Origin of the sequence: Dyadobacter sp. SG02 (assembly GCF_900109045.1) — a bacterium.
In the GTDB taxonomy this organism is placed as follows: Bacteria; Bacteroidota; Bacteroidia; order Cytophagales; family Spirosomataceae; genus Dyadobacter.
Map to the genome: position 1 here is coordinate 566,200 of NZ_FNYL01000005.1, position 23,134 is coordinate 589,333.

Annotated in this window: 21 protein-coding genes; 13 read left to right on the top strand and 8 right to left on the bottom strand. The window is 52.8% G+C overall.

From position 1 onward, the window contains the following. The first annotated feature begins 28 nt into the window (after positions 1-28). Positions 29-4,180, top strand: a complete 4,152-nt coding sequence (locus BMW93_RS15210) for a DUF6923 family protein (RefSeq protein ID WP_090377569.1) — start codon at positions 29-31, stop codon at positions 4,178-4,180. A 277-nt stretch (positions 4,181-4,457) separates the two neighbouring features. On the opposite strand, the gene BMW93_RS15215 is transcribed toward BMW93_RS15210, so the two are convergent. Both BMW93_RS15215 and BMW93_RS15220 read right to left on the bottom strand, forming a co-directional pair. After that, positions 4,458-7,469: an ATP-binding protein gene (locus BMW93_RS15215; RefSeq protein ID WP_090377572.1), complete on the bottom strand. Its 3,012-nt coding sequence runs from the start codon at positions 7,467-7,469 to the stop codon at positions 4,458-4,460. Then, entirely contained in the window at positions 7,466-7,870 is a 405-nt protein-coding gene (locus BMW93_RS15220; RefSeq protein WP_090377575.1) for a response regulator, read from the bottom strand. Before BMW93_RS15220 ends, BMW93_RS15215 begins: the two co-directional genes overlap by 4 nt. Before the next feature lie 348 nt (positions 7,871-8,218). Here BMW93_RS15220 and BMW93_RS15225 point away from each other — a divergent pair, with 348 nt between their 5' ends. The 6 genes from BMW93_RS15225 to BMW93_RS15250 all read left to right on the top strand — a co-directional run bounded on the left by BMW93_RS15225 (position 8,219) and on the right by BMW93_RS15250 (position 13,181). Further along, positions 8,219-8,806: a hypothetical protein gene (locus BMW93_RS15225; protein ID WP_090377578.1), complete on the top strand. Its 588-nt coding sequence runs from the start codon at positions 8,219-8,221 to the stop codon at positions 8,804-8,806. An 83-nt stretch (positions 8,807-8,889) separates the two neighbouring features. Further along, positions 8,890-9,114: a hypothetical protein gene (locus BMW93_RS15230; RefSeq protein ID WP_090377581.1), complete on the top strand. Its 225-nt coding sequence runs from the start codon at positions 8,890-8,892 to the stop codon at positions 9,112-9,114. A gap of 158 nt (positions 9,115-9,272) precedes the next feature. Further along, on the top strand, positions 9,273-11,678 hold the full coding sequence (locus BMW93_RS15235; protein WP_090377584.1) for a TonB-dependent receptor domain-containing protein: 2,406 nt from the start codon (positions 9,273-9,275) through the stop codon (positions 11,676-11,678). A 149-nt stretch (positions 11,679-11,827) separates the two neighbouring features. Next, positions 11,828-12,160, top strand: a complete 333-nt coding sequence (locus BMW93_RS15240; RefSeq protein ID WP_090377587.1) for a helix-turn-helix transcriptional regulator — start codon at positions 11,828-11,830, stop codon at positions 12,158-12,160. Positions 12,161-12,187: 27 nt separating this feature from the next. Continuing rightward, a complete protein-coding gene (locus BMW93_RS15245) occupies positions 12,188-12,721 on the top strand; it encodes an SRPBCC family protein (protein ID WP_090377590.1) in 534 nt (177 codons plus the stop codon). Between the two features lie 28 nt (positions 12,722-12,749). Continuing rightward, a complete protein-coding gene (locus BMW93_RS15250) occupies positions 12,750-13,181 on the top strand; it encodes an SRPBCC domain-containing protein (protein WP_090377593.1) in 432 nt (143 codons plus the stop codon). Here the strand turns inward: BMW93_RS15250 and BMW93_RS15255 are convergent. The 4 genes from BMW93_RS15255 to BMW93_RS15270 all read right to left on the bottom strand — a co-directional run bounded on the left by BMW93_RS15255 (position 13,170) and on the right by BMW93_RS15270 (position 16,084). Next, positions 13,170-13,964: a glycerophosphodiester phosphodiesterase family protein gene (locus BMW93_RS15255; protein WP_177194095.1), complete on the bottom strand. Its 795-nt coding sequence runs from the start codon at positions 13,962-13,964 to the stop codon at positions 13,170-13,172. The two genes, BMW93_RS15250 and BMW93_RS15255, sit on opposite strands and share 12 nt — an antisense overlap. 145 nt (positions 13,965-14,109) lie before the next feature. Further along, a complete protein-coding gene (locus BMW93_RS15260) occupies positions 14,110-15,162 on the bottom strand; it encodes an SDR family oxidoreductase (RefSeq protein ID WP_090377599.1) in 1,053 nt (350 codons plus the stop codon). Positions 15,163-15,164: 2 nt separating this feature from the next. Next, entirely contained in the window at positions 15,165-15,458 is a 294-nt protein-coding gene (locus tag BMW93_RS15265; protein WP_090377602.1) for a putative quinol monooxygenase, read from the bottom strand. A gap of 2 nt (positions 15,459-15,460) precedes the next feature. Further along, positions 15,461-16,084, bottom strand: coding sequence for an NAD(P)H-dependent oxidoreductase (locus BMW93_RS15270; RefSeq protein ID WP_090377605.1), 624 nt, complete (start codon positions 16,082-16,084; stop codon positions 15,461-15,463). A 98-nt stretch (positions 16,085-16,182) separates the two neighbouring features. On the opposite strand from BMW93_RS15270, the gene BMW93_RS15275 reads away from it, so the two are divergent. Then, entirely contained in the window at positions 16,183-17,103 is a 921-nt protein-coding gene (locus tag BMW93_RS15275; protein WP_090377608.1) for a LysR family transcriptional regulator, read from the top strand. A 55-nt stretch (positions 17,104-17,158) separates the two neighbouring features. Here the strand turns inward: BMW93_RS15275 and BMW93_RS15280 are convergent, their stop codons facing one another. After that, positions 17,159-17,611, bottom strand: a complete 453-nt coding sequence (locus BMW93_RS15280) for an organic hydroperoxide resistance protein (RefSeq protein ID WP_090377611.1) — start codon at positions 17,609-17,611, stop codon at positions 17,159-17,161. Positions 17,612-18,150: 539 nt separating this feature from the next. Here BMW93_RS15280 and BMW93_RS15285 point away from each other — a divergent pair. From BMW93_RS15285 to BMW93_RS15305, 5 genes are all read left to right on the top strand, one after another. Next, positions 18,151-19,089, top strand: coding sequence for a heme-binding domain-containing protein (locus tag BMW93_RS15285; RefSeq protein ID WP_090377614.1), 939 nt, complete (start codon positions 18,151-18,153; stop codon positions 19,087-19,089). Between the two features lie 112 nt (positions 19,090-19,201). Further along, positions 19,202-19,975 (top strand): thioredoxin family protein, encoded by a 774-nt coding sequence (locus BMW93_RS15290; protein WP_090377617.1) that lies wholly within the window; start codon positions 19,202-19,204, stop codon positions 19,973-19,975. Positions 19,976-19,983: 8 nt separating this feature from the next. Beyond that, positions 19,984-20,460 carry a hypothetical protein gene (locus tag BMW93_RS15295; protein WP_090377622.1) on the top strand — a complete coding sequence of 159 codons (477 nt, stop codon included), beginning with the start codon at positions 19,984-19,986 and terminating at the stop codon, positions 20,458-20,460. Positions 20,461-20,478: 18 nt separating this feature from the next. Beyond that, complete coding sequence (locus BMW93_RS15300; protein ID WP_090377625.1) at positions 20,479-21,498, top strand: sensor histidine kinase; 1,020 nt, start codon at positions 20,479-20,481, stop codon at positions 21,496-21,498. Beyond that, positions 21,479-22,246, top strand: a complete 768-nt coding sequence (locus BMW93_RS15305; RefSeq protein ID WP_090377628.1) for a LytTR family DNA-binding domain-containing protein — start codon at positions 21,479-21,481, stop codon at positions 22,244-22,246. Before BMW93_RS15300 ends, BMW93_RS15305 begins: the two co-directional genes overlap by 20 nt. 200 nt (positions 22,247-22,446) lie before the next feature. Here the strand turns inward: BMW93_RS15305 and BMW93_RS15310 are convergent, their stop codons facing one another. Then, a complete protein-coding gene (locus tag BMW93_RS15310) occupies positions 22,447-23,127 on the bottom strand; it encodes a metal-dependent hydrolase (RefSeq protein WP_090377734.1) in 681 nt (226 codons plus the stop codon). Positions 23,128-23,134 lie beyond the last annotated feature (7 nt).

Sequence of the window (23,134 nt, forward strand, 5' to 3'; positions counted from 1 at the left end):
ATTTTTCACCTAATTCAAACGCTTGCTTATGAACAAAAATCTATTGACCAGAGCACTCTTCCTGCTCATGGGAGTGCTGTGTTACGGCGCGGCCGTGGCGGTGAACATTACGGGGACCGTCTGGGTCGATGCCGACAATGACGGCATCGTCGACGCCGGGGAAACCGGTACTGATTTTGGCGGCACGATGTTCGTCAATGTCGTCAACAATACCTCGGGTGCCATTATCGCCTCCACGCAGGTAGGTCCCGCCGGGGGATATTCATTTACCGGCCTGCCCAACAACCTTACCGGCCACAAGCTGGTGCTCACCAACACGGCCACCAATCCAAAGGGAAACCGTGTTCCGGGCACCTATTATGTAGTAGAAGATGTGGTGGGCGGCAGCAATACCGCCAACCAGGCCAACGCGCCCCTTATGGGCGAAATCGCGCTCACTAACCAGGCGGCCAATATGCAGAACCAGAACTTCCGCATGGGCGCGCAAACGCCATTCGGCTGTCTGGATGGTATCGCCTACCAGATTGCCGTGGTTTCCGGGCAGACCGAGTCCTCCCTGTTCAGCTACAATGTGAGCTCAGGCACACGGACGCTGATCGGCCTGACTTCCTATTCTATGAACTCACTGATTTACAGCTCGGCTACCGACAATTTCCTTTGGGCTACGCTTGTGGGCTCCAACGACATCGTTAGAATCGGAGCGGGCGCGGGAACCGTGGTTTACGATATCGAGAACCTGCCCTTGGCAAGCTATAATGTGGGTGTGGAACTACCGAATTCCTATATGCTGGTTTACACTTCGAATGCCGCGGATTATTTTGTGATCGATGTCGATCCTGCACGTGCTACATTCCTGGAACTGGTTGACCCTACCAATGGATATGCATTAAAAACCGGCCCCAACTACGGCACACCGGTTTCCGTAGGTTTCGGAGGGTCAGATATTGCATACCTGGCATCTACCGGCCTCGCCTACGGGATCACCACAACCGGCGTGCTGCAAACCCTGAACCCCGCCACGGGTGTTGTAACGACCAATCCATCGGCGGTAACAGGTTTGCCGGCCGACCCATACGGTGGTCTGTTCAGCGACAAAGCGGGCAAATTGTATGCATTTAATAACAGCACGGGCGGGTTCTACCGCATTGATCCTGTGGCGAATACAGCGACCTTGCTTTCGACGAGCCCCCCTTCCGGCGGAAACGACGCGGCGAGCTGCCCCAATGCATTCGTGGAATGCGACACCGATATTCCCGTGGTACCCGCCGATGTGACCCTTTGCCCCGGCAATAGTACCAACTTCACCGTCGCGCCCGACGGCAATGGCCCATTCACCTATCAATGGCAGCAAAGCACCAATGGCGGCAGCAACTGGGCCAACATGCAAACCACGCCATTCTCGGGGCCGAACGGCACCTATTCAGGCGGCGGTACTGCCACGCTCACCGTTACTCCATCGACTGCCGCATGGAACAACTTCCAATACCGTTGCGTGATCACCAGCAACCTTTGTACCACGCCATCGTCGTCGGCCACCATGAACGTGTACGCCACACCCGGCGAGCCGACATTGGTAGCCGGCACCGACGCAGCCATTTGCCCGGCCATTACCTACAACCTCAACCGCCTCGTAGCGGGCCCCGCTCCTGCCGGCAGCACGTTGCGCTTTTACACTTCATCTACCCCTTCCGCGGGCACGCTCGTAGCCGATCCTACGCAGGCACCCGTGGGTACATATTACGCACGTTACGAGAATCCGGGCTGCACAGGCCCTGTGAGCCAGCCGATTACGATCACCAGTTGCATTACGCCTTTTGAATGCGAGGATGGTGTGGCATATCAGGTGGCGGCAGCGGGCGGCGAAACGGTATCGACGCTATATGCCTATAATGTTGTAAGCGGGGTGAGAACACAGATCGCACCGCTTTCGGCGCTCGTCAATTCACTCATTTACAGCGAACTGGACAACACACTCTGGGCTACCAAAAACGGCACCAACACGATCGTGCGCATCGGCGCCGACGGCACGCTCATCGAGTATCCTATCGCCAATCTCAGCGGCAACTTCAACGTGGGTACGGGATTACCGGGGGGCTATATGCTGGTTTACAATACGAGCCAGCCACGTTACTATGTGATCGATATTAACCCCGCACGCGCTACTTACCTGCGCCTGGTCGACCCGGCGAATGGCTACGCGTTGCAGACCGCGGCGCCTTACGGCAAAGCATTGAGTGCCGCCATCAACGTGGCCGACCTTGTTTATGAGCCGGTTTCAGGACTGGTTTACGGGGTAGAATCAACCACGGCCAGATTGGTGACACTCAACCACGTTACCGGCGCGACCACCGTCGGGGCCGTTATCGCCGGTTTGCCGACGGGTACCTCATTCGGAGCAGTATTTGCGGACCCCAGCGGCAAGCTTTACGCATTTGCCAACGACCCGGGCACATTTCACCGCATTAATCCTACGGCAGCCTCTTCCACACTGCTTTCGACCAGCATTACCTCCAACAGCAACGACGGAGCAAGCTGCCCGAACTCCATCCTGGAAAACCTGCCCTTCGATTGTGCGGACGGTATCACCTACCAGGTGGCCGCAGCAGCCGGAGAACCTGTTTCTACACTCTACGCATACAATGTGAACAGCGGCGCACGCACCGAAATCGCCCCGCTGCCGATGACGGTCAACTCGCTGATCTACAACTCGGCGGATAACATGCTTTGGGCAACCCGGAACGGCACGGCCAGCATTGTACAGATCGACCGCGAAGGCGGCACTGTGGAGTATCCGATCGCCAACCTGCCTGGCTCGGGTAGCTTCAACGTCGGCGTAGAGTTGCCGAATGGCTATATGATGATTTATCAGACCAATTCACCGAGCTTCTACGTGATCGATGTCGATCCGAATCGTCCTGCCACCTATCTGAAACTGGTAGACCCGACGAACGGCTTCGCGCTGCAAACCGGCCCGACCTATGGCGTGACGCTTAGCCAGCCTTTCGGCGGATCGGATTTTGCCTACCTGCCTTCGACCCAGCTCATCTACGGGTTCACGACCGATGCCCGCATTTCGACCATTAACCCCCTCACGGGTGCGGTTACCGTAGGTGCTTCGCCGATTTCCGGGCTGCCGGGCAACAGTGGTTTCGGGGCTGTATTCGCGGATGCGACAGGCAAACTTTATGCATTCCACAACGACTCAGGCCGTTTTTACAAAATCGATCCGGTCGCCAATTCGGCCAGCTATATGTCGACTTCGCTGCCTTCCAACAGCAACGATGGCGCCAACTGTGTGACCGCGACAATCTGCGACATCGAACTCACCAGGCCCAACCCGGAAACGCAGATCGTTTGCGAAACCAACACCGCTCAATTCAGCGTTACAGCCACCGGTACCGGAACGCTCATTTACCAATGGCAGGTAAGCACGGACGGCGGCGACACGTGGACCAACCTGGTCGCAGGCGGCGCTACCGATGCCAACGGAACCTATTCGGGCGCCGGTTCGAATACGTTGACGCTCACACCCGCTAACACAGGCTGGTCGGGCAACCGTTACCGCGTGATCGTCGATAGCGACAGCGACCTTTGTACACTTACATCCGGCTCCGCGCTGTTGACCGTGCGAACCGAAGAGCAATGCAACTTGCCTGTCACGCTGGTATCCTTCTCCGTTTCCAAAGAGGCCAACAGCACCGCGCTGCTCAACTGGAATACTTCGGAAGAAACCAACAGCGACCGCTTCGAAATCGAGCGCAGTTCCGATGCCAAAAACTGGAACACGATCGGCATCAAAGCCTCCAATGGTGAAAGCAAGGTATTGCGGAAATACGATTTCGTCGATCAGGCACCGGCAGCAGGACTAAATTACTACCGCCTGCGAATGGTTGATAAGGATGCCACTTTCGCATACAGCCGCATCGTGAGCGTGGAATTCGACGGCAATGGCATGCTTGCAGCTTACCCTAACCCGGCCAGCGAGAAGTTGAAATTCAAGGATTTTGCAAAAGTGAAATCTGTGATCCTGCATAATGCCGCAGGCGTGAAAGTGATCGACCGTAAGGCCGTCACTGCCGAAGGCCTGGATGTAAGCAAGCTTGCTCCCGGCATTTACACGGTAAACCTCACCCTGACCAACGGCAGCCAGCGCGTTCAGAAAATTATTATAGTGAGATAAGTTAAATAGTTAGTGTTGAAAAAAGCACAGGCCGGTTGGTCTGTGCTTTTTTGTGCTTTTTGCCAGGTTTGGTCAGGGGTGGTCAGGAGTGGTCAGGGGTAGTCAGGTTTGGTCAGGGAGTGGTCAGGTTTAGTCAGGTTTAGTCAGGGATGGTCAGGTTTAGTCAGGGGTGGTCAAGTATACATTACTAAACTGACAGCACTTGACTACAAATGACCATACCTGACCACTCATGACAGCACTTGACCACTCATGACCATCCCCCGTTCCACCGCGGCTACGCCGGCAACCAAATATGAAACGCCGCCCCCTCGCCCGGATGGGATTCGGCGGAAACGTAGCCGTCGTGCTGCTCTACGATTTTTTTCACGATGCTCAGGCCGATGCCCGTGCCCGCGTACTCATTCTTGCGATGGAGACGCTGGAACAATGCGAATATCTTCTCGCTGAATTCAGGCTCGAAACCGATGCCATTGTCCTTCACACAAATATGATGATAGTCGCGGTAGGCCGGCTCGGCGGTTGCCTGCGGGCCTTCCCGTGTCGGGATGGTCTGAGCTGTTTCCCGCGTTCCGGTAATGCGTATTTCGGGTTTGCCGGGCGAGAATTTGAGGGAATTACTGATCAGGTTCGAAAACAACTGGTTCATTTGCAACAAGTTTGCGTGCAATACCGGCAGGTTTTCGACGATCAGGGTGGCTTGCTTTTCCTGAATCGCCAGTTCAAAATCGACCCGGATGTCGTCGATTACCCTGTTCAGATCTACCTGCTGCGAGCTCTCGCCGTTCTGTGAGAGCCGGCTGTATGACAGTACCGACTGAATAAGCTCGCCCATCCGTTGCGCCGACAGGTATATTTTCTGGAAATAACCCCTCGAAAGCTCGCTATCGAAATTGTTCCGTTCGATCAGGTGAATAAATGTCTGGATTTTCCGCAGCGGCTCCTGAAGGTCGTGGCTCGCCACATAATTGAACGATTCCAGTTCCCGGTTGGCATTCACCAGTTCCTGCGTGCGCTGCTCCACTTTCCGTTCAAGTTCTTCGGTAATCTTGTTGCGCTCGCCCGCCATGCGTATCTGGGCCTTTGCCCGCGCGATGAGCTCCCTGCTCGAAAACGGTTTCACAATGTAATCGTCCGCCCCGATTTCGATGCCCTCGATCCTCGACTCCTCCCCTGCCCGCGCAGTGATCAGGATGATGGGCGTGTGGCATACCTGCGGATCGGCCTTTACGGCCTTCAACAATGCAATGCCGTCCATTTCCGGCATCATAATGTCGCTCAGTACCAGCGCGGGGTGGTATTTTCGGATCAGGTCGAGCGCTTCAAACCCGTTGGAAGCCGTCAAAGTTTTATACTGGTTTCCCAGCAGCGACCGGATATGTTCGCGCATGTCGGCATTGTCGTCGGCGATCAGCACGCATTCCTGCTGGTGATCCTCGCAGGTAACGTAAACCTGCGTCTCGTGCCTGGCAGAAGCGAGCAGACCTTCGGCCTCGCTTACGTAAAAATCCGAAATAGCTTCGTCCAGCTCAGGGTTCATTTCATATACCTGCGATACTTCGAGGTGCGCTTTGCCTTCCGGTATAGTGGCGGTGAAGCGGCTCCCCGCTCCTTCCGTACTTTCCACGCCAATGCTCCCGCCGTGCAGGGTCACCAGCTCCTTAATGAGCGACAGGCCGATCCCGGTGCCCTCATAGGTACGCCCCGCCGAATTCTGCACCCGGTGAAAACGTTCGAACATATGCGGCAGTTCGTGCGCGGGAATGCCCACGCCCGTATCACGCACGGACAAGCGGATATGCCCGTCGCGCGCATCGAGTTCCAGGGTGATTTTTCCTTTTAAAGTATATTTAAATGCATTCGACAGAAGATTGAACACCACCTTTTCCCACATCTGCCTGTCGACGTATGCCATGCAGCCTTCGCCTGCGATAATGACCTCAAAATCCAGCTCCGCCTTTTCTATGACCGAACGGAAGTTGGAAGCCAGGTTTCGCGTGTACAAAGCAAGATCCGTTTTCACAAACCGCGCATGCCCCCTGCCACTTTCCATCCTGCTGAAATCCAGCAACGTATTCACCAGTTTGAGCAGGCGTAATGCATTGCGGTGCGTCACCTCCACCTTCGCTTTTTCCTGGTCCGACAAGTCCGCCGCGTGATGGTTCAGCAATTCTTCCAACGGGCCGAGCATGAGCATCAGCGGCGTCCGGAACTCGTGGCTGATATTGGTAAAAAACAACGTTTTCGCCTTGTCGAGCTCTTCCAGCACCCGCAACCTCCGCTGTTCTTCCTCATAGGCCATTACATTCCCCAAACCCAGGGCAATGCGGTCGGCAATCTGTTGGAGGAAGTTCCGGTAGGCCTCGTCGAACTTCCGGTAGGGGTTCAGCCCGACAGCCAGCAGGGCGAGGGGAAATTTCCGGCCCGTCGACTGAATGGGCAGGTATACCACGTACTTGGGCGGCACATCCCATCCGCCTTTGGATAATTGCTTCCAATGCCCGCGGTTGATCGCCTCGATCATTCGGTTTTGCCGTATGGTAACTACCAGTTGTTCGTAGCGGTCGCTGGCGTCGGCCAGGCGGATGTGTGCGTCAAGCCGCTCGTCGTCGCGGTCCACGCCCGAGGTAGCCACCAGGCTGGCGTGCTCGCCATCTTCCGAAATTTTGTAAAGGACCGCGAACGGGAAATCGAGCATATTGGCCGACAATGCCCTTCCTACTTGTGCAAAAACTTCATCCTCCCGCTTCTTCTCGCCGAGGGAATCGAGCTGCTGCATGGTTTTAAGCGCCCTTTCGCTGAGAATGCGTTCCGTATCGGCCGTATTATAGCAAATTATTCCTGCCGGCCGGCCATCGTCACCCAGCACGGGCGTGTATGAGAAAGTATAGTATGTCTCCTCAGGGAACCCGCTCCGGACCATGATCAGCAACCGGGATTCCACGTAGGTGCCCTCGTCGCGCTCCATCGCCCGCGAGAGCATAGGCTCGATATCCTTCCAAATGTCCTTCCACACCACCGACGCCGGTTCGCCGAGGGCGTGCGGGTGCTTGCCGCGGACAATGTCGATATAAGCGTCGTTGTAGAATTTCAACAGACTGTGCCCCCAGCCGATCCAGATGGGCTGTTTCGAGCTCAGCATGATCCGGATACACGTTTTCAGGCTTTGCGGCCAGTCCCGGGGGTTTCCCAGCCCGGTAGCCTGCCAATCGAATTCCCGTATACGTCGCCCCATTTCCCCTCCACCTGCCAAAAATTCGAGCGTGGATTGTTCCGTCGGGTCGGTCATAAAGCGATTCGGTTATCGATCAACTGTACAAACCCCCTTCTAAGCTCTTCAATGTCAGGACTTTTCTTCATAAAACCGGATGCGCCCAGTTCCATGCATTTGGTAACGATTTCTTTCTGGTCGGAGGTCGAATACATATATATCGGTGTCTTTACCAGTCTGGGATTCTGCTTCAATTCTGCGAGCAGCTCCATCCCGTTCATTTTGGGCATATTGATATCGATAAAGATCAGGTGGGGCTGATAGGCATCCCCGCCCAATTTTTCCAGTGCCTGAATGCCGTCGCATGCAAATTCGCAATTCACGCCCGCACCTGTATCCTGCATCGTAAGCAGGAAAATCTCCTGATCATCGACATCGTCGTCCACCAGCAGAATCGAAATGTTTCCGGGTATCATCATTTCATCAATAAAATCTAATATTGGTCGGCACACCTGATCCTACTATACGTCTGCGGATCGCCTCCCTTTCCTCACTGCGATTTGCAAAAGTCGTTCCATGACGATCGACCCGTAAATGGCACCATGCCTGCCCGGGAAATGCGTTGGTAATGAGCATACGCGCATTTCGGGCAAATCTCCGGCCTGCGATTATAGGGAAAAATTTGCACGGATTTTCCAAAACGGGGAAACGATGGTTTCCCGGATTATACGTTGTAGAATTTCTTCAAAAAATATTATATTCAAAGTAGAATTAATTAACTTTTCTGTATACTTGCGGCTACAAACATTTAGATAACACTATCCCCCATGAAGAAAAATCTCCTCCACTTGTGGCTGTTCATGCTTATGACGGCTGTGTCTTTCTCGTGTAGCGACGACGACGACAAAACCCCTGACACGATCAAACTCGAAGACTCCTGGAAAGAGGGCTGGTCTTCGCAAAAAGTGCTCGACATCACCAAGGGCCAACGCCCCGATCCGTCGGTTTACCTCGACCAGAAGTACATCGATTTCCACCTCGCACAGTTTAATAGCGGTGCAACTTACCTTGTGACCAAAAAGGCATTGGACGACTACGGTCGCGACACGCTTGGCTATCCCGACAATACGCAGTTTGTTATGACTAAAACTGAAATGGACGCCATGCTGACCAAAACCGGCAAGGATATCAGCAAGATCGAAACGGAGCTGGGCATACCGGCCGGTAGCTGGCAAGGCAAGGAAATGGTACGAATCTCGATCCCGGATCCAAAAGCATTGAACGTACGCGTTCCCTCGGGTAACGAAATGGGGGCCAACAGCCTGTGGCTGCCCGGCGGCCATCTTCCGACAGGCTATTCGGAAGCGGTTGTCAACAAGATCCCGAAAGGAAAATACACGGAAACACCACTATAATCATGAAAACAGGACAGTGCGTTGGGCGACGCGCTGTCCTTTGCTTTTTGACGTATATTTAGCCCCGCATAACGCCTTTTTACATGAAAGAAATTGCCAAGGAAGCCTGGAACTACACTTTTTCCGAACGCGGGCCCGGAGATTACATACTCTCCGTGGTATGCGGGGGCGTAGGTTTGTACGATTTTGCGATCCGCCTCACAGCCCCGCAGGTGGCCGCTTACGAGCATGAAGGCATTCCCTACATTTCCAGGCTGGCAGAACAGGTGCGGCACGATCAGTCACCATTCAATGCGCAGAAGGCCTGACCGCCACCTATCACTTTTTCAAGCTGATTAACAGACCCTTAAAGGCCTCAACGGGCCTTTTTTGAATTTTCGATGCAACGTTTCCCGATTCCGGTCGTCATTGCATTGCATTCCCTTAGCCGGTGAAGGCAAATCGAACAGTCGTTAATTAGCCATGTATGAAAACACCCCTACTCACCCTGGCCATTCTGGCCCTCACCATGAATTTCCTTTCCGCGCAGCACGTCCGTATTTCCGGCCTGCTGATGGATTCCACCGCGGCTAAGCCCGTCGAATTTGCGACCGTGGCATTGCTCAAAGAAGGGAAGATCAGCGAAGGCGTCACGGCCGACGCCAAAGGCCGGTTCACTTTCGCGAAAGTAGCGCCGGGCGTTTACATCGTCCAGGCTTCGCTGATGGGCTACACGACCAAAACCTTCGGGCCTGTGCATGCGGAGAAAGAAGACGTTGAAATAGGCGTCATCAAACTCTCACCGGCGGCGCAGAACCTGAAAGAAGTGACTGTCAGCGAGCAAAAGGCATTGTTCGAGGAGCGTTCCGACCGCATGGTTTACAATGCGGAAAAGGACATTAGCATCAAGGGCGGCGATGCCACGGATGTTTTGAAAAAAATACCTTCCATTGCCGTCGATATCGAAGGCAATGTGCAGCTGCGCGGGAGCGGCAATATCAAAGTACTTATCAACAACAAGCCCTCCAACGTCGTGGCCCGGAGTGTGTCGGAAGCATTAAAGCAGATTCCCGCCGATATCATCAAGCAGGTGGAGGTAATCACTTCTCCTTCCGCCAAATACGATGCGGAAGGCACTGCTGGCATTATCAATATCATTACCAAAAAGAATACCCTGAAAGGTACCAACGGCTCTGTCAGTCCCAACTTCGGCCAATGGAACAACTGGCCGAACGCGAGCATCAGCCACCGCAACAAGGGCCTGACCCTCTCCGCGAACGGCGGGTTCAGCAACTGGAAAAACAAGCGTTATATGACGCAGTTGCGCACGTTCACCAACGGTGACTCGGTTACCAACCAGGACCAGATGCAATGGGTGCGCGGCCGGGGCAAGAATTTCTATGGCTCCTTCAATGCCGACTGGGATATCGACTCCCTCAATCGCGTCGGAACGGGGATCAATTATTATAACGGGATCAATACCAACTGGTTCGACATTACTTTCGACGAAAGCAGCGAGGGCGTTTCGAGCCAGTATTTTCAACGCGATATGCGCCGGACCTACGACTGGCAGGGCGCCACGATCAACTTCGACTACACGCGCCTGTTCAAAAAGCCCAAAAGGGAACTCACCCTGCTCACGATGTATTCCTTCGAAGGCGAGGACAGCGATTACGACTCCGACCTGCGGAACCGCGCCAATGCCGTGTACTACCGCGAGAAGAGCTATAACATCAGTAACAACAAGGAAGGGACGATCCAGCTGGATTTCACCAACCCGCTCGACAGCATCAGCACCCTCGAAACGGGTACCAAAACCATTTTTCGCAAGATCCTGAGCGATTACCGCATATCCAGCGCCATCGACGGCTCCGGCGATTTCCACGACATACCGGAGCAAGCCAACATATTCGACTACGCACAGCAGGTAACCGCCGCCTATCTCGTGTACAACCGCACACCTAAAAACAAATGGGGCATCAACCTCGGCGCGCGTTACGAGCACACGTTCATACAGGCGAACTTCCTGAATGGTACCGCCTCTTTTTCAAACAATTACGGCAACCTTATCCCGAGCGTGAGCCTTTCTCGGAGCCTTAAAAAGAGCCAGCAGGTACGCGTGAGCTACACGCAGCGCATCCAGCGGCCGCAATTCTTTTACCTCAACCCGTATGTCAACCAGGCCGATTCGAAGAACCAGTACGGCGGAAACCCGTACCTGAAACCCGAGCTAACGCATTCGGTGGAGGCAAATTACAGCGTGTCGATCAAGCAGACGAGCATTAATGCGTCGTTTTTCCTCCGCCAGACCAACAATGCCATCGAGAGTATCAGCAATGTGGACAGTACCGGCGTACTGAAACAGATTTTCCAGAACGTGGCCGAAAACTCCGCTTACGGCGTGAACCTGAGCGCCAATACGAAGCTCATGAAACAATGGTCTGTCAACGGCTCGCTCAATGTTTTCTATAATGTACTCGAAAGCGCCGAGCTCAAAACCCGCAATGCCGACTGGATGTACCGCATCAACCTGAATTCGACGATCGATTTCGGCAAAGGCATCAAAGCGCAGCTGTTCGGGTTTTACAACTCCCCGCGCGTGAACCTGCAAGGCAGTTACGGCGGCTTCGGGTTCTATAATATTGTAATACAAAAAGAAGTGCTGAAAAAGAAAGGAACGATCGGCTTCGGCTTTGATAACCCTTTCAACCGTACAATCAAATGGCGCAACGATTTCGTCGGCCCGAATTTCGTTCAATCGCAGGATGTTGCCATGTACCGCCGCGGCTGGCGCCTCAACCTGAAATACGAATTCGGACAGGTTTCGGGTAGTCAGCGTCAGAAAAAACGGATCAGCAATGATGACAAAAAGTCTGGTGAAGGAAATAATTAAGGTTCAACAGCATTACTAAATCGGACGGAATGGGGTAAGGGCCCGGGTTTTTCGAAAAAACCCGGGTATTTTTTTGGAAACCGTTTGGTTTCATTTATATTTGGAAACCAAACGGTTTCCATTTTGATTTTAAAAGCCGTTGAAACTTTATGAACCAGGTACGAAGAGACGTTTTTCAGGCCATTTCAGACCCTACCCGGCGGGAGATCATCGGGCTGCTTTCCCGGCGGACGCTCAATCTCAACAATGTGGCCGATCATTTCACGATCAGCAGGCCCGCCGTCGCAAAACACATCCGGATATTGACCGAATGCGGGTTGGTAACTGTGCAAACCCGCGGGCGTGAAACCTTCTGCCAGGCCGATCTGAAAGGCCTCAAAGAAGTCTCCGACTGGGCGAATACCTATCAGAAATTCTGGACTGATAAGCTCGACGCGCTCGAACGCTTTTTGGATGAAGACCTTCCCGATGAAAATGCATAAACGAACAGCTTTCAAACTGAACAAATTATGACGCAAATCACGCAACATGGTCAGCTCGGCAAAGATGAATACGGCTACCGCATTGTTTTCGAACGAATGCTCAGACATCCCGTCGCGAAGGTGTGGGACGCATTGATCAACCCCGAAAAACTGGCCGTATGGTTCATGAAAACAGAACTGGACCCTGTGCCGGGAGGCCGGATGATCATGCATTTCGGCGATACCGACGACACGCTTTCCTATGGACGCATCGTGCGGATCGAGCCAGAAAAGTACCTCGAATATTTTTGGGAGAATGAGGACGGACCGGATGAGCTGGCCGTGTGGGAGCTTTTTGAGCAGGATGGCCCGCAAACGCTTCTCCGGTTTACGTATAGCCGAATTTCAGAAACGTACACGGCAAGCGTATCGGCCGGCTGGCATCGGATGCTCGATTTGCTGGCAGATATTTTGGATGAAAAAGTAGAGCCAACTGTCCAGCTGCACGATGGCCGGCAATCGGAAGAAGGCAAGGAACTTGAAAAGCAATACAAAGCTGCATTTGATGCACTCCCTCAATAAATCGCTAAACTTTTAACCCATCACAACCATGGCTTTTGAACCTTTTGTTTTAGAAAAAGTACTGAATGCCCCGCCGGCGCGGGTGTGGAGAGCCCTTACCGATGCAGGGCAAATGCAGAAATGGTATTTCGACATTCCCGAATTCAAAGCCGAACCCGGCTTCGAGTTCGAGTTCACGGCGGGGAGCGAGGACAGGCAATACCGCCACCTGTGCAAAGTGACGGAAGCCGAACCCAACCGCAAACTCGCTTACTCCTGGCGCTACGCCGATTATGAAGGCGACTCGGAGGTGAGTTTCGAACTCATTCCGGAAGGTGAAAAGACGCGCCTGCGCCTCACGCACAAGGGCCTGCACACCTTCCCGAAAGACCACGCCGATTTCAAACCGGAAAGCTTCTCCGCAGGCTGGAACCACATTATCGGCAAGAGCCTGGCAGAATTTGTGGAATCAGTTGACTAACCACCGATCGAATTCCGAATCGATCTGGTAGTAAACGACGCCCCATTTTTTGAGGTTTTCAATATCCCTTTTGGCTCCTTCCATAAACGGAATATCACGGAAGTAATGGTATTTGTTTATGGAAGGAACTACCATCACATGGTTGGCTTGCGCCCATTTTACATCCTCTTCTTTGATCTCGTTGCCGTGGCTGAACAGAAAATAGCGCTCCGGTTTAAATTCGTACCGGGATTTCAGTTGTTTCAATGCATTAATCGAATAGCCGGTCTTAGATTTCCCATCGAAATAGCTTCGTATTTCGTTTGAACCGATCACCATCGCATTGTCCAGCAGGCTGTATTTCGTTAAGAGGTCCTCAATTTTCTTGAAATTAACAGTGTCATTACCCGTGATTTTGGTATCCAGCATCACTTGCAAACGCCCCTTGCAATATTTAAGCGCATCTTCCAGCAATACGGGGCTGCTGCCGTCCCGGTCGCTTTTGAGGCCGCGGATTTCATCCCAGGTCAGGTCTTTGGCCGCCTTATTCACGTGGTAATAGTTGTTCAGCGTAGCGTCGTGCAGGATGATCAGCTGTCCGTCCCTGGTTAAACGGATATCTATTTCCGCCATGTAATAACCACGCTTATAAGCAGCTTCCAGCCCGGCCATGCTGTTTTCGGTGTAGGTACTGTCGATCACACCACCCCTGTGACCGATAATTTTTGCTTTTACAGGTGCCCCGAAAGGTTCTTCATTCGAAATACCAAAGCATTTTCCTGCGAATAAAACGATTGAAAACAAACAGACGAATCCTAACCTCCGCCCGCGAAAGGTTACACTATTAATGGATAAGCTTAACATAATCTGACTTTATCTGAAATATAAATATCCGATAAAGGTACTTCCATGAAAATGGCGGCTCATGCCGCCTTCCATTATGATTTTGTTATGATTTCGGGATAATCCGCTCCGCCTTCAACTGGTCGAAAATCCGGTAGAACATCTGCTCGGTATCGGCGTATTCGTGAAAACCCAGCCGTCTGGCTTTGGAACCGTCGGCGAGAAAATCGTAATCCCACGAGAAGACAAAATCCCCGAACGGCCACGCGGACAATGCTTCATACCCGTATCGCAACCCGTGCCTTTCGCGGAGCGCCTCCCATACGGGCGCCTTGTCGCGCATTACCTCCGCGAGCGGGAGCTGCACAGGCGGGGCAGTTTCCAATCCGAAGTAAGCGCCCAGCTTAGGCCAGAGCTCTTCCCAACGAAACAAATCGCCATTGTTGATATTGAATGCCTGATTAGCCGCTTCCGGCGTGGTGGCCGCCCACACGGTCGCTTTCGCGAGCAGGTCGGCGTCGGTCAGTTCGATCAGGGGATGGTAGGCGCCGGGTTTGCCCGGGAATCGAAAAGGAATGCCCAGCTCCTTGCAGATCGAAGCGTAAACCGCGATCAGCGACACCAGGTTCAGCGGGTTACCGGGTGCAAAACCACCCACCACCGACGGCCTGATCGCCGACCAGCTCCACGGCTTGCCCTCCTGCGCCGCGGCAATGTAGCGTTGCTGTTCTGTCATAAACTCGGGCAGCATAATGGGCGGATCGTCCTCCCGTGCAGGCGTGCGGAAAGGGCCCAAATGCGCGCCGTAGACTTTGTAACCTTGCATAAAGCTGATGTGTTCGAGCTTCGGCGATACCTTTTCGATCGTTTCCACGACATTCCGTAACATCGTCATGTTCGGCGCGACCAATTCCGCCCAGGTCGGTTTATCCTGGTAGGCTGTGTAAAAAACGTGGGTTACCGTACCCAACGTCGCAAACTGGGTTGCGACATCTGCCGCGTCGAGCAAATCGACCACGACGGTTTCGACATTGCCCGGCAACGGCTTCCGCGATGTTCCGATTACCCTCCATTCCGGCAGCGATTGCAAATAAGCCGTCAGGTTCTTGCCGATTACCCCGCTCGCTCCTACGACCAATGCTGTTTTTGTATATTCCATGGTCAGGCGCGGTCAAGAGGTTGTGTGAGATAGACATCCGGATTGGTTTCCAGTTTTTCCAGCAATGCCCGGAATGCATGAATATAAGGTTGCTCGTTATGCGCATCCAACCCCTCGCGACTTGCCCATATTTCCTGAAAGACGAATATATTCGGATCGCTATCATCCTGATAAAGATCGTATTGCAGGCAGGCCGACTCTTTTCTGGATTCGGTTACCATGTTCAGCAGCGTCCCGCGAACCTCGTCGCGGTGCGCTGTTTTACTTTTAATGACGGCAGTGAGATAGACAGGCATGATTAAGCAGCGGTTTCGATTTCCAGATTGTTAAACACTCCGGCCAAATGCGACAGGTACAGATCTTTGTATTCCCCGATACGCTCCGGCGTAGCATTCTTTTCGAGGTCGTGGAAATGCATGCTTTGCAGCGGCTCCATGCCCGTAAATGCATTCATACGGTGGAAACCGAACATCACCCCTTCGTCCACCGAATGCTCGCGGAAGAACTCTCCGGGCAATGTGAATGCGGTATCGGGCGCATTCCAGGTGGTCGTAAGCATGTATTTGCGGCCGTGCAGCATCCCGCCCGTGCCGTAGTTGATCGCAGGATTGTCGGTTTTGCGACCGTCGCTGCGGTAAATACCTTTGCGATGGCCGGCGGTGAAAACGATATCGATGTATTCTTTCAATTTATAAGGCATTGAAAACCACCATACCGGCGTGTGGTACACCACCACATCGGCCCATACGAATTTCTTCACTTCCTCATCCGGGTCGTAGGGCTGGTTAATGTCCGTTACTTGTAGCTCGAAGCCGTTTTCTTCCGTAAAATACGATTGGTCCAATCCCGTCAGCGTGTGGTTGAATTTCCCTCCGGAATGCGCGAAATGCTGACCGCCGTTAATGACAAATATCTTTTTCATAGTCCTGTTTGATTTTGATGATACAAATTTCCGGCGATCAAATGCATTATCAAAATAACTTAAATTGTATATTTGTATTATAAAAATTATAGATAGATATGGTACTCAATCTGGAATGGCTCCGTACTTTCAAGGCGATCTATGAAACGGGGACGCTCTCGGCGGCGGCCCAGGAGCTTTTTATATCCCAACCGGGCGTGAGCCTGCATTTGAATTCACTGGAAGCCTACACCGGGCACAAACTGTTCGACCGGTCACCGCGGAAAATGGTGCCTACCGAGAAGGGAAAGGTATTGTACAACTTCGTGCTCGACCCGCTCCGCAAACTGGAAGCGGTGGAGCAGCATTTTCATAAAAGCTCCAAGTCCGAGCGGCCGACGATCAGCGTCGGGATGTGTTTTGAAACTTTCCAGTACACGCTGGAAGAGCATATTGCTTCGCTGCCGTTCAATCTCATCATCAAATTCGGGGAATACCCGCAAATGCAGCAGGACCTCGACAATGGCCTGCTCGACCTGATCGTAACGCCGCAGAACGGCCAGCAGCAGAATTTGCAGTACAAACCATTTTCAAAAGAAAGGATCGTACTCGTCGCCGGCGGCCAGACGGACATCGAACCGCTCATCGATTTTCTCGCGCAACCCAACAAAACGGAAGCGGCCAACTGGCTCAAACAGCAGATCTGGTACAGTACCGCCGCCGATATGGAGCATTTGAAGAACTTCTGGCTCAAAAACTTCGAACAGCACCCCGATTTCCGCCCCAATTACATCGTACCGAACATTTGCTCCATCATCCGCTGCCTCAGCGACGGCGAAGGCTTCTCGATCGTCCCGCATTTCCTCTGCGTGGAAGCGATAGAAGCCGGACAAATCCAGCTCGTTTGGGAGGGCAACACGCCGCTCGAAAACACCTTATATTTTGGTACGCGCAAAAAAACGATCTATCAAAAGGAAATCGAGCAGTTGCAAGAGCTTTTTGTGGCGAAATGGAGAGCGCCGGAGGCGGTAGGGGCGTGATGGGTGACCGCCGACCATGGTTTATGGTCGGCGGTCGGCGGTCATCGGCCGAAACCTAGATCCTCACATTAATAGCTACATTGATATTCCCCCTCGTCGCTTTGGAGTAAGGACAGGTCTGGTGCGCTGCTTCGATCAGGACGCGGGCAGTTTCCTCGTCCAGGCCGGGCAGGCTCACGTTCAGGCGGGCTTGCAGGAAGTATTCGGCCTTGGTAACGCCCAGATCCACCTCGGCATCCACCGCCGTGCCTTCCGGCAATGTAATTTTATTCTTCGCCGCGGCAATGCCGATCGCACCGATAAAACATGCAGACCAGCCGGCTGCAAAAAGTTGTTCAGGGTTGGTGCCCGTACCATTCGAGCCTGGCGAGGACAATTTAATATCCAGATTACCGTCCGAGCTGCGGGAAGCCCCGTCGCGGCCGCCAGAGGTGTGGGTTTTTCCTGTGTATAATACTTTATCGATGGTGGTAGTACCTGCTACTTTGGTGATTTCGATCGTTTCCATGATTTTGATTGAATTGAATTGAATTTTGTGAACTTCAAATAGTGGCTAATCTTCTCAAAAACCGGCGTCTCCGCTGCGATTTCTGATACAAATAGAGTACAATTCCAGCGGCCACGGCGGCACAAAATGGCCGGAATGGACATATTCAGCGGTGAGATGGACAGTTGGCGTGGTGGGTTGGAACGGGCGAGGGAGGAAGGGCTGCGAAGGGAAGAAGAGTGATGCCAATATGCCGGTATGCCGGTGGCCGGTATGCTGTTGCAAATCTCTGATTTGTACGAACTATTGCCGTTGGGCGTAGTTTCCAACTACGTCCGAGCGAGTGCCGGTCTCCGACCGGCTTGCACAACGTCGCTTTAATGTTGCTTACTGGTCAGAGACCAGTTGGCGCTCGGACGTAGTCGGAGACTACGCCCAACTGCTTCCCCCCAACTGCTTCCTCCCCTTGCCCACTTCACCCCCGAATATGTCCAACTCGGCCCGAATCCGATTCTCTGCCATGGCCTCCCACCCTACTTTTGAGAAAAAAACAAACCGCTATGAACGCCCTTAAACGCAATACATACCGCAACGTTGCAGCACTTTTGGCAGGTGTTATTTTCACCAGCTTTGTAGTGTTGCAGGTCAACAGCCCTAAAATCGAAAACCCGCCGGTGACCTCGGAATTTCACGGACCGGAAGAGGTTACCCGCATTCTGAAACGCTCGTGCTACGACTGCCATTCCAACGAAACCAACCTGCGCTGGTACGACAAAGTGGCGCCATTTTCCTACAAAGTCGCTGCCGATGTGGAGGAAGCCAGGAAACGGTTCAATTTTTCGGAATGGGACAGTATCCCGAAAGCGGAGCAGGAAGGTAAGCTCTGGTACATTGTCAATATGATCGACGCGGGCAAGATGCCCCTGCCCGAGTACGCCGCCACGCACCCGTCCGCGAAGGTGACGCCCGCGGAACTTACGATCCTGAAAAACTACGTGACCAATATCTCGCGTAAGCATTATGCAGCCGGAGATACCGCCGCGATTATCGAAAAAACCAAAGTGTCGCACGTACCAACGTCGATCAACGGCATCCGCTATTTCGACGATTACAAAAACTGGAAGGTGATCAGCTCCACCGGCCGCCCCGACAATGGCACCTCGCGCATTATATATGGAAACGACATCGCCGTAAAAGCTTTGGAAGAAAACAAAATCCTCCCCTGGCCCGACGGCGCCGTGATCGTGAAAGTGGTATGGAACAGCCAGGCTCCCGACGCGGACGGCAATGTGAAACCCGGCAATTTCAACAACATCCAGATCATGGTCCGCGACACGAAAAAGTTCGCCGACACCGAAGGCTGGGGATTCGCCCGGTTCAGCGGCCTCGATTTGAAGCCGTACGGAAAGACAGCCTCGTTCGCGACGAGTTGTATCAACTGCCACCAGCTAGCCAAAGGAACCGGTTTCGTATTCGACATTCCAACGCAGGCGAAGTAGGGCTTCGCCCGACCGCCGACCAAGGACCGCCGACGGCAGTCAAATCATTCACTCATTCACTCATTCAATCATTCAATCATTCAATCGTTCAATCATTCAATCATTAAATCTCATGAAAACCACCATCATCACTTCACTCGTCCTTTCATTAGGCATTTCATTCTCCGCAATGGCTTTTAATGCAAATACTAACGGCTCATCTGATGACGCCAACGCGCCCAAAGGCTTCGCGGTCGTAGAGCTCTTTACTTCCGAGGGCTGTTCGAGCTGCCCGCCGGCCGACAAGTTGCTGGCGAAAATTCAGGAGGAAAATGCAGGCAAGCCGGTTTACCTCCTCGCGTTCCACGTCGATTACTGGAACCACCAGGGCTGGCGGGATGTGTTCAGCGACAAAGAGTTCACAAAACGCCAGTATCAATATGCTAACTGGCTGAACCTCGAAACCGTTTACACGCCGCAGGTGGTCGTAAACGGCAGACATGAGCTGATCGGCTCGCAGGAAGAAACGCTCAAACGTGCATTGAACATCGAATTGAATGCGGCTGCTACGGCGCAATTAAATGTGGAACCCCAAATAGAAGCGGGAAAATTGAAACTCGCCTACCAAACCACGAACGCAGGCCGCGGCACTGTCTTACAGGTTGCATTGGTACAAAAACTAGCGCATACCATGGTGAAACGCGGCGAGAATGCGGGCCGGCTGCTCCCGCACGTGCAGATCGTGCGCAAGATCCAGAGCTTTCCAGCGGCTGCCAACGGTAATGTAGCGGTAAACCTCCCCGAAGGTTTTGACGCGAACGAATGGGAAGTAATAACCTTCCTGCAAAACACGCAGACAGGCGCTATTATCGCCGCTAACCGTCCCGATTTCAAACAAAATAGCTAATTACCGTCATGAAAAGCCTCATCGCAATACTCATTTCCGCCGCATTGGCATTCACATTCACAGCCTGCCACGATTCCCGCGAGCTCATGCCTGCGCCCGAAACGATCTTCGACGACCACGGCCTGCACGTCATTACCTCGTTCCACAACGACCGCACCCGCACGATTTCGGTGCTGTACGGCAACGACGACGCCCTCGCATATGCAAGTCAGGTGCCCGGCGTAGCGACGCCGAACGTGGCGACGCCCGGCACGGTGTTCAAGCTCGTGACGTGGGACCTGAAACAAAACCCGTTGTGGTTCGGCAGTAATATCAACGGCGGCGTACAATCGGTGGAGACGGTTACGGTCTCTGCCGGCCAATCGGCCCCGGCGATCGGTTATACGATCGAAAATTCTGTTCAGAAAAAGGACGAAAAGGCCGTTTCGAGCAATGCAGAGCGGATTAGTTTTATATTTGCCCAACGGGCGTCTGTTTTCCCGTAAACCGGTTCACGAACAATCATGGTACAAAAGACATTCAGGGTTTCGGCGGTGATCGTCTGGCTGAGCTCCCTGTCGCTGGGCGTGCTTACCACCGTCCCCAAAATAGCCGAAAAGCATCCCAATGGTTTCGAGGCGATTACCAGCGCGTTGATCACCACTTCTTTCACATTGTTTGTGTGGTATTTCAATATCTACTCGCTGCCCAAATTCACGAAAGAGCATTCCTCGACGGGCTTTTCGTACCCGCTCCTGTTCCGCAGCATCGCCATCGGCATGGTACTCATGTTCCTGATGGTAGGCGCGCAGAAGCTGGCGATCCCTTCGCTGGATTTCGGGCCGGTGGTACTAATGTTCGAAGTACGCGGGATCATGATCAACCTCATCTTCTATATGCTGCTGCATTTGCTCTACCAGACGCACCGCAACCAGCAGGTGATCCTCGAACTCGAACGCAGCAAGGCCGACAACCTCGGTGCGCAATACGAGTTGCTGAAACAGCAGGTCAACCCGCATTTCCTCTTCAACAGCCTCAGTACCCTGAAATCGATGGTGGAGCTGGAAGATAAGAATAGTGTTGATTTTATATTAAAACTATCTGATTTCTACCGGTTTACCCTGGAAAACAGAAAACTCGACCTGATCAGCCTTTCCGAAGAAATCGAAATCCTCGACGCTTATATGTATCTGCTCAAAGCGCGGTTCGAAGAAGGCATCGAGCTCGAATACCGGATCCCGGAGGACGTTTACCGGACGTGGATACCGCCGTTTACATTGCAACTGCTGGTCGAAAACTGTATCAAGCACAATGTCGTGTCGCTCGACAAACCGCTCCACATTGCGATCTATGAGGAAAATGGCCTGCTGGTCGTCGAGAACCCTTTGCAACTGAAAAAGAATCCCGAGCATTCAACCGAAGTCGGGCTCGACAATATCAACCGCCGGTATTTCCACCTGCTGAACGAAAAAGTACAAATCGAAAACGACCAGGAATATTTCAGGGTCAAACTGCCGCTTATTCATGAAAATCGTAATCATTGAAGACGAAATCAAAACGGCCCGCTCGCTGGCGCAGCTGATCACCACTTTACGCCCCGAGGCTGAGGTGGTGGCCACGATCCAGAGCGTCGAGCGGGCCGTCTCCTACCTCACGGAAATGCCCCAGCCCGACCTGATTTTCATGGATATCCAGCTTTCGGACGGGTTGTGTTTCGAGATTTTCGAGGCCGTGAAAGTGGTACCGCCGGTGATATTCTGCACGGCTTACGATCATTACGCGATAGAGGCGTTCAAAGCCAACGGGATCGATTACCTGCTCAAACCATTTAAAAAAGAGCATATTGAAGGAGCTCTGGATAAACTTAGCCAGCTGAAAAGCTATTTTTCCACTGAAAAACCGCTGGTACCCGAACTGGAAATGCTGCTGAAAAAGCTCGGCGAGCCCGAGGGTAAAAAGAGTTTCCTCGTTTTCAAGCAAAACAAATACATTACCATTAAAACCGAGACGATCGCATTCTTCTACATTCACAACGAAACCACCTGGCTGCGTACGTTCGATAACCAGGATTATACCATCACACAGCCGCTGGAAGACGTGCAGGGTATGGTGCCGTCGTCACAATTTTACCGGCTCAACCGCCAGTATCTTGTCAATTTCGACGCGGTGAAGGAAGTGGAGCATTATTTTTCCAGAAAGCTTTTCATCAAACTGACCATCCCCACGCCCGAAAAACTGCTGATAGGAAAGGAAAAAGTAAGTCATTTTCTGGGCTGGCTCGAAAACCGGTAGCCGGGCTACGGTAGCCGGGCTACGTTAGCCGCGCCGTTAATGAAAAAGAAAAATCCATTGAACATAGATGAACAATGGATTTTAACTACATAACTCAATAGCAATAACCGCACTTGGTGTACTTGTTATTGTGGTCGAAATATATCGTTAAGAAACAGGCGATGCGATTAAAAATGGATTAAAAATGCAGCCGCCCTCTTTTAGATCGTAATCGTCTCCCCTATTTCCGGCAAATGCAGCGTCAGTCCGGCCTCGCCGAACGCCCGGATCGCCGCCGCCTTATCCACTTTGATAAACCCGAAAGTATCGTAATGCACGCCCAGCACCTGCGTCACGCCCAGGAGTTTGGCCGCTTCGATCGCGTCTTCGATCCCCATCGTGAGCACATCGCCGATCGGTAACGCGGCAAAATCCAGTTTCGCCCATTTCGGAATGAGCGACATGTCGAGCGTCAACGCGGTATCGCCGCTGTAATAGAAGTTACCATCCTCGGTTTTGAATGCAAACCCCTCCGCCACACCGGCGTAGCTGCCATCCTGGAAGCTGCTCGAATGCACGGCCGCGGTGCCTTTCGCAGTGCCGAAATCGAACGTCCACTTACCACCCGGATTGAGCGGATGAACATTCGCTACACCCTGCGTACCGAAATACGTGTAGAGTTCCCAGCTGCCCACCACCGTGGCATGATTATTGTTAGCGATGCGCACCACGTCGTGCGAATGGTCTGAATGGCCGTGCGATACAAAAATATAATCCACTTTAATGGCGTCGGGATCAATGCCGCTGGCAAGTTCGTTGCCGGAAATGAATGGATCGAACAGGATCGTTTTCCCTCCCGCAACGACGGAAAAGCACGAATGGCCGTAATAGGTAACTTTCATCGTATCA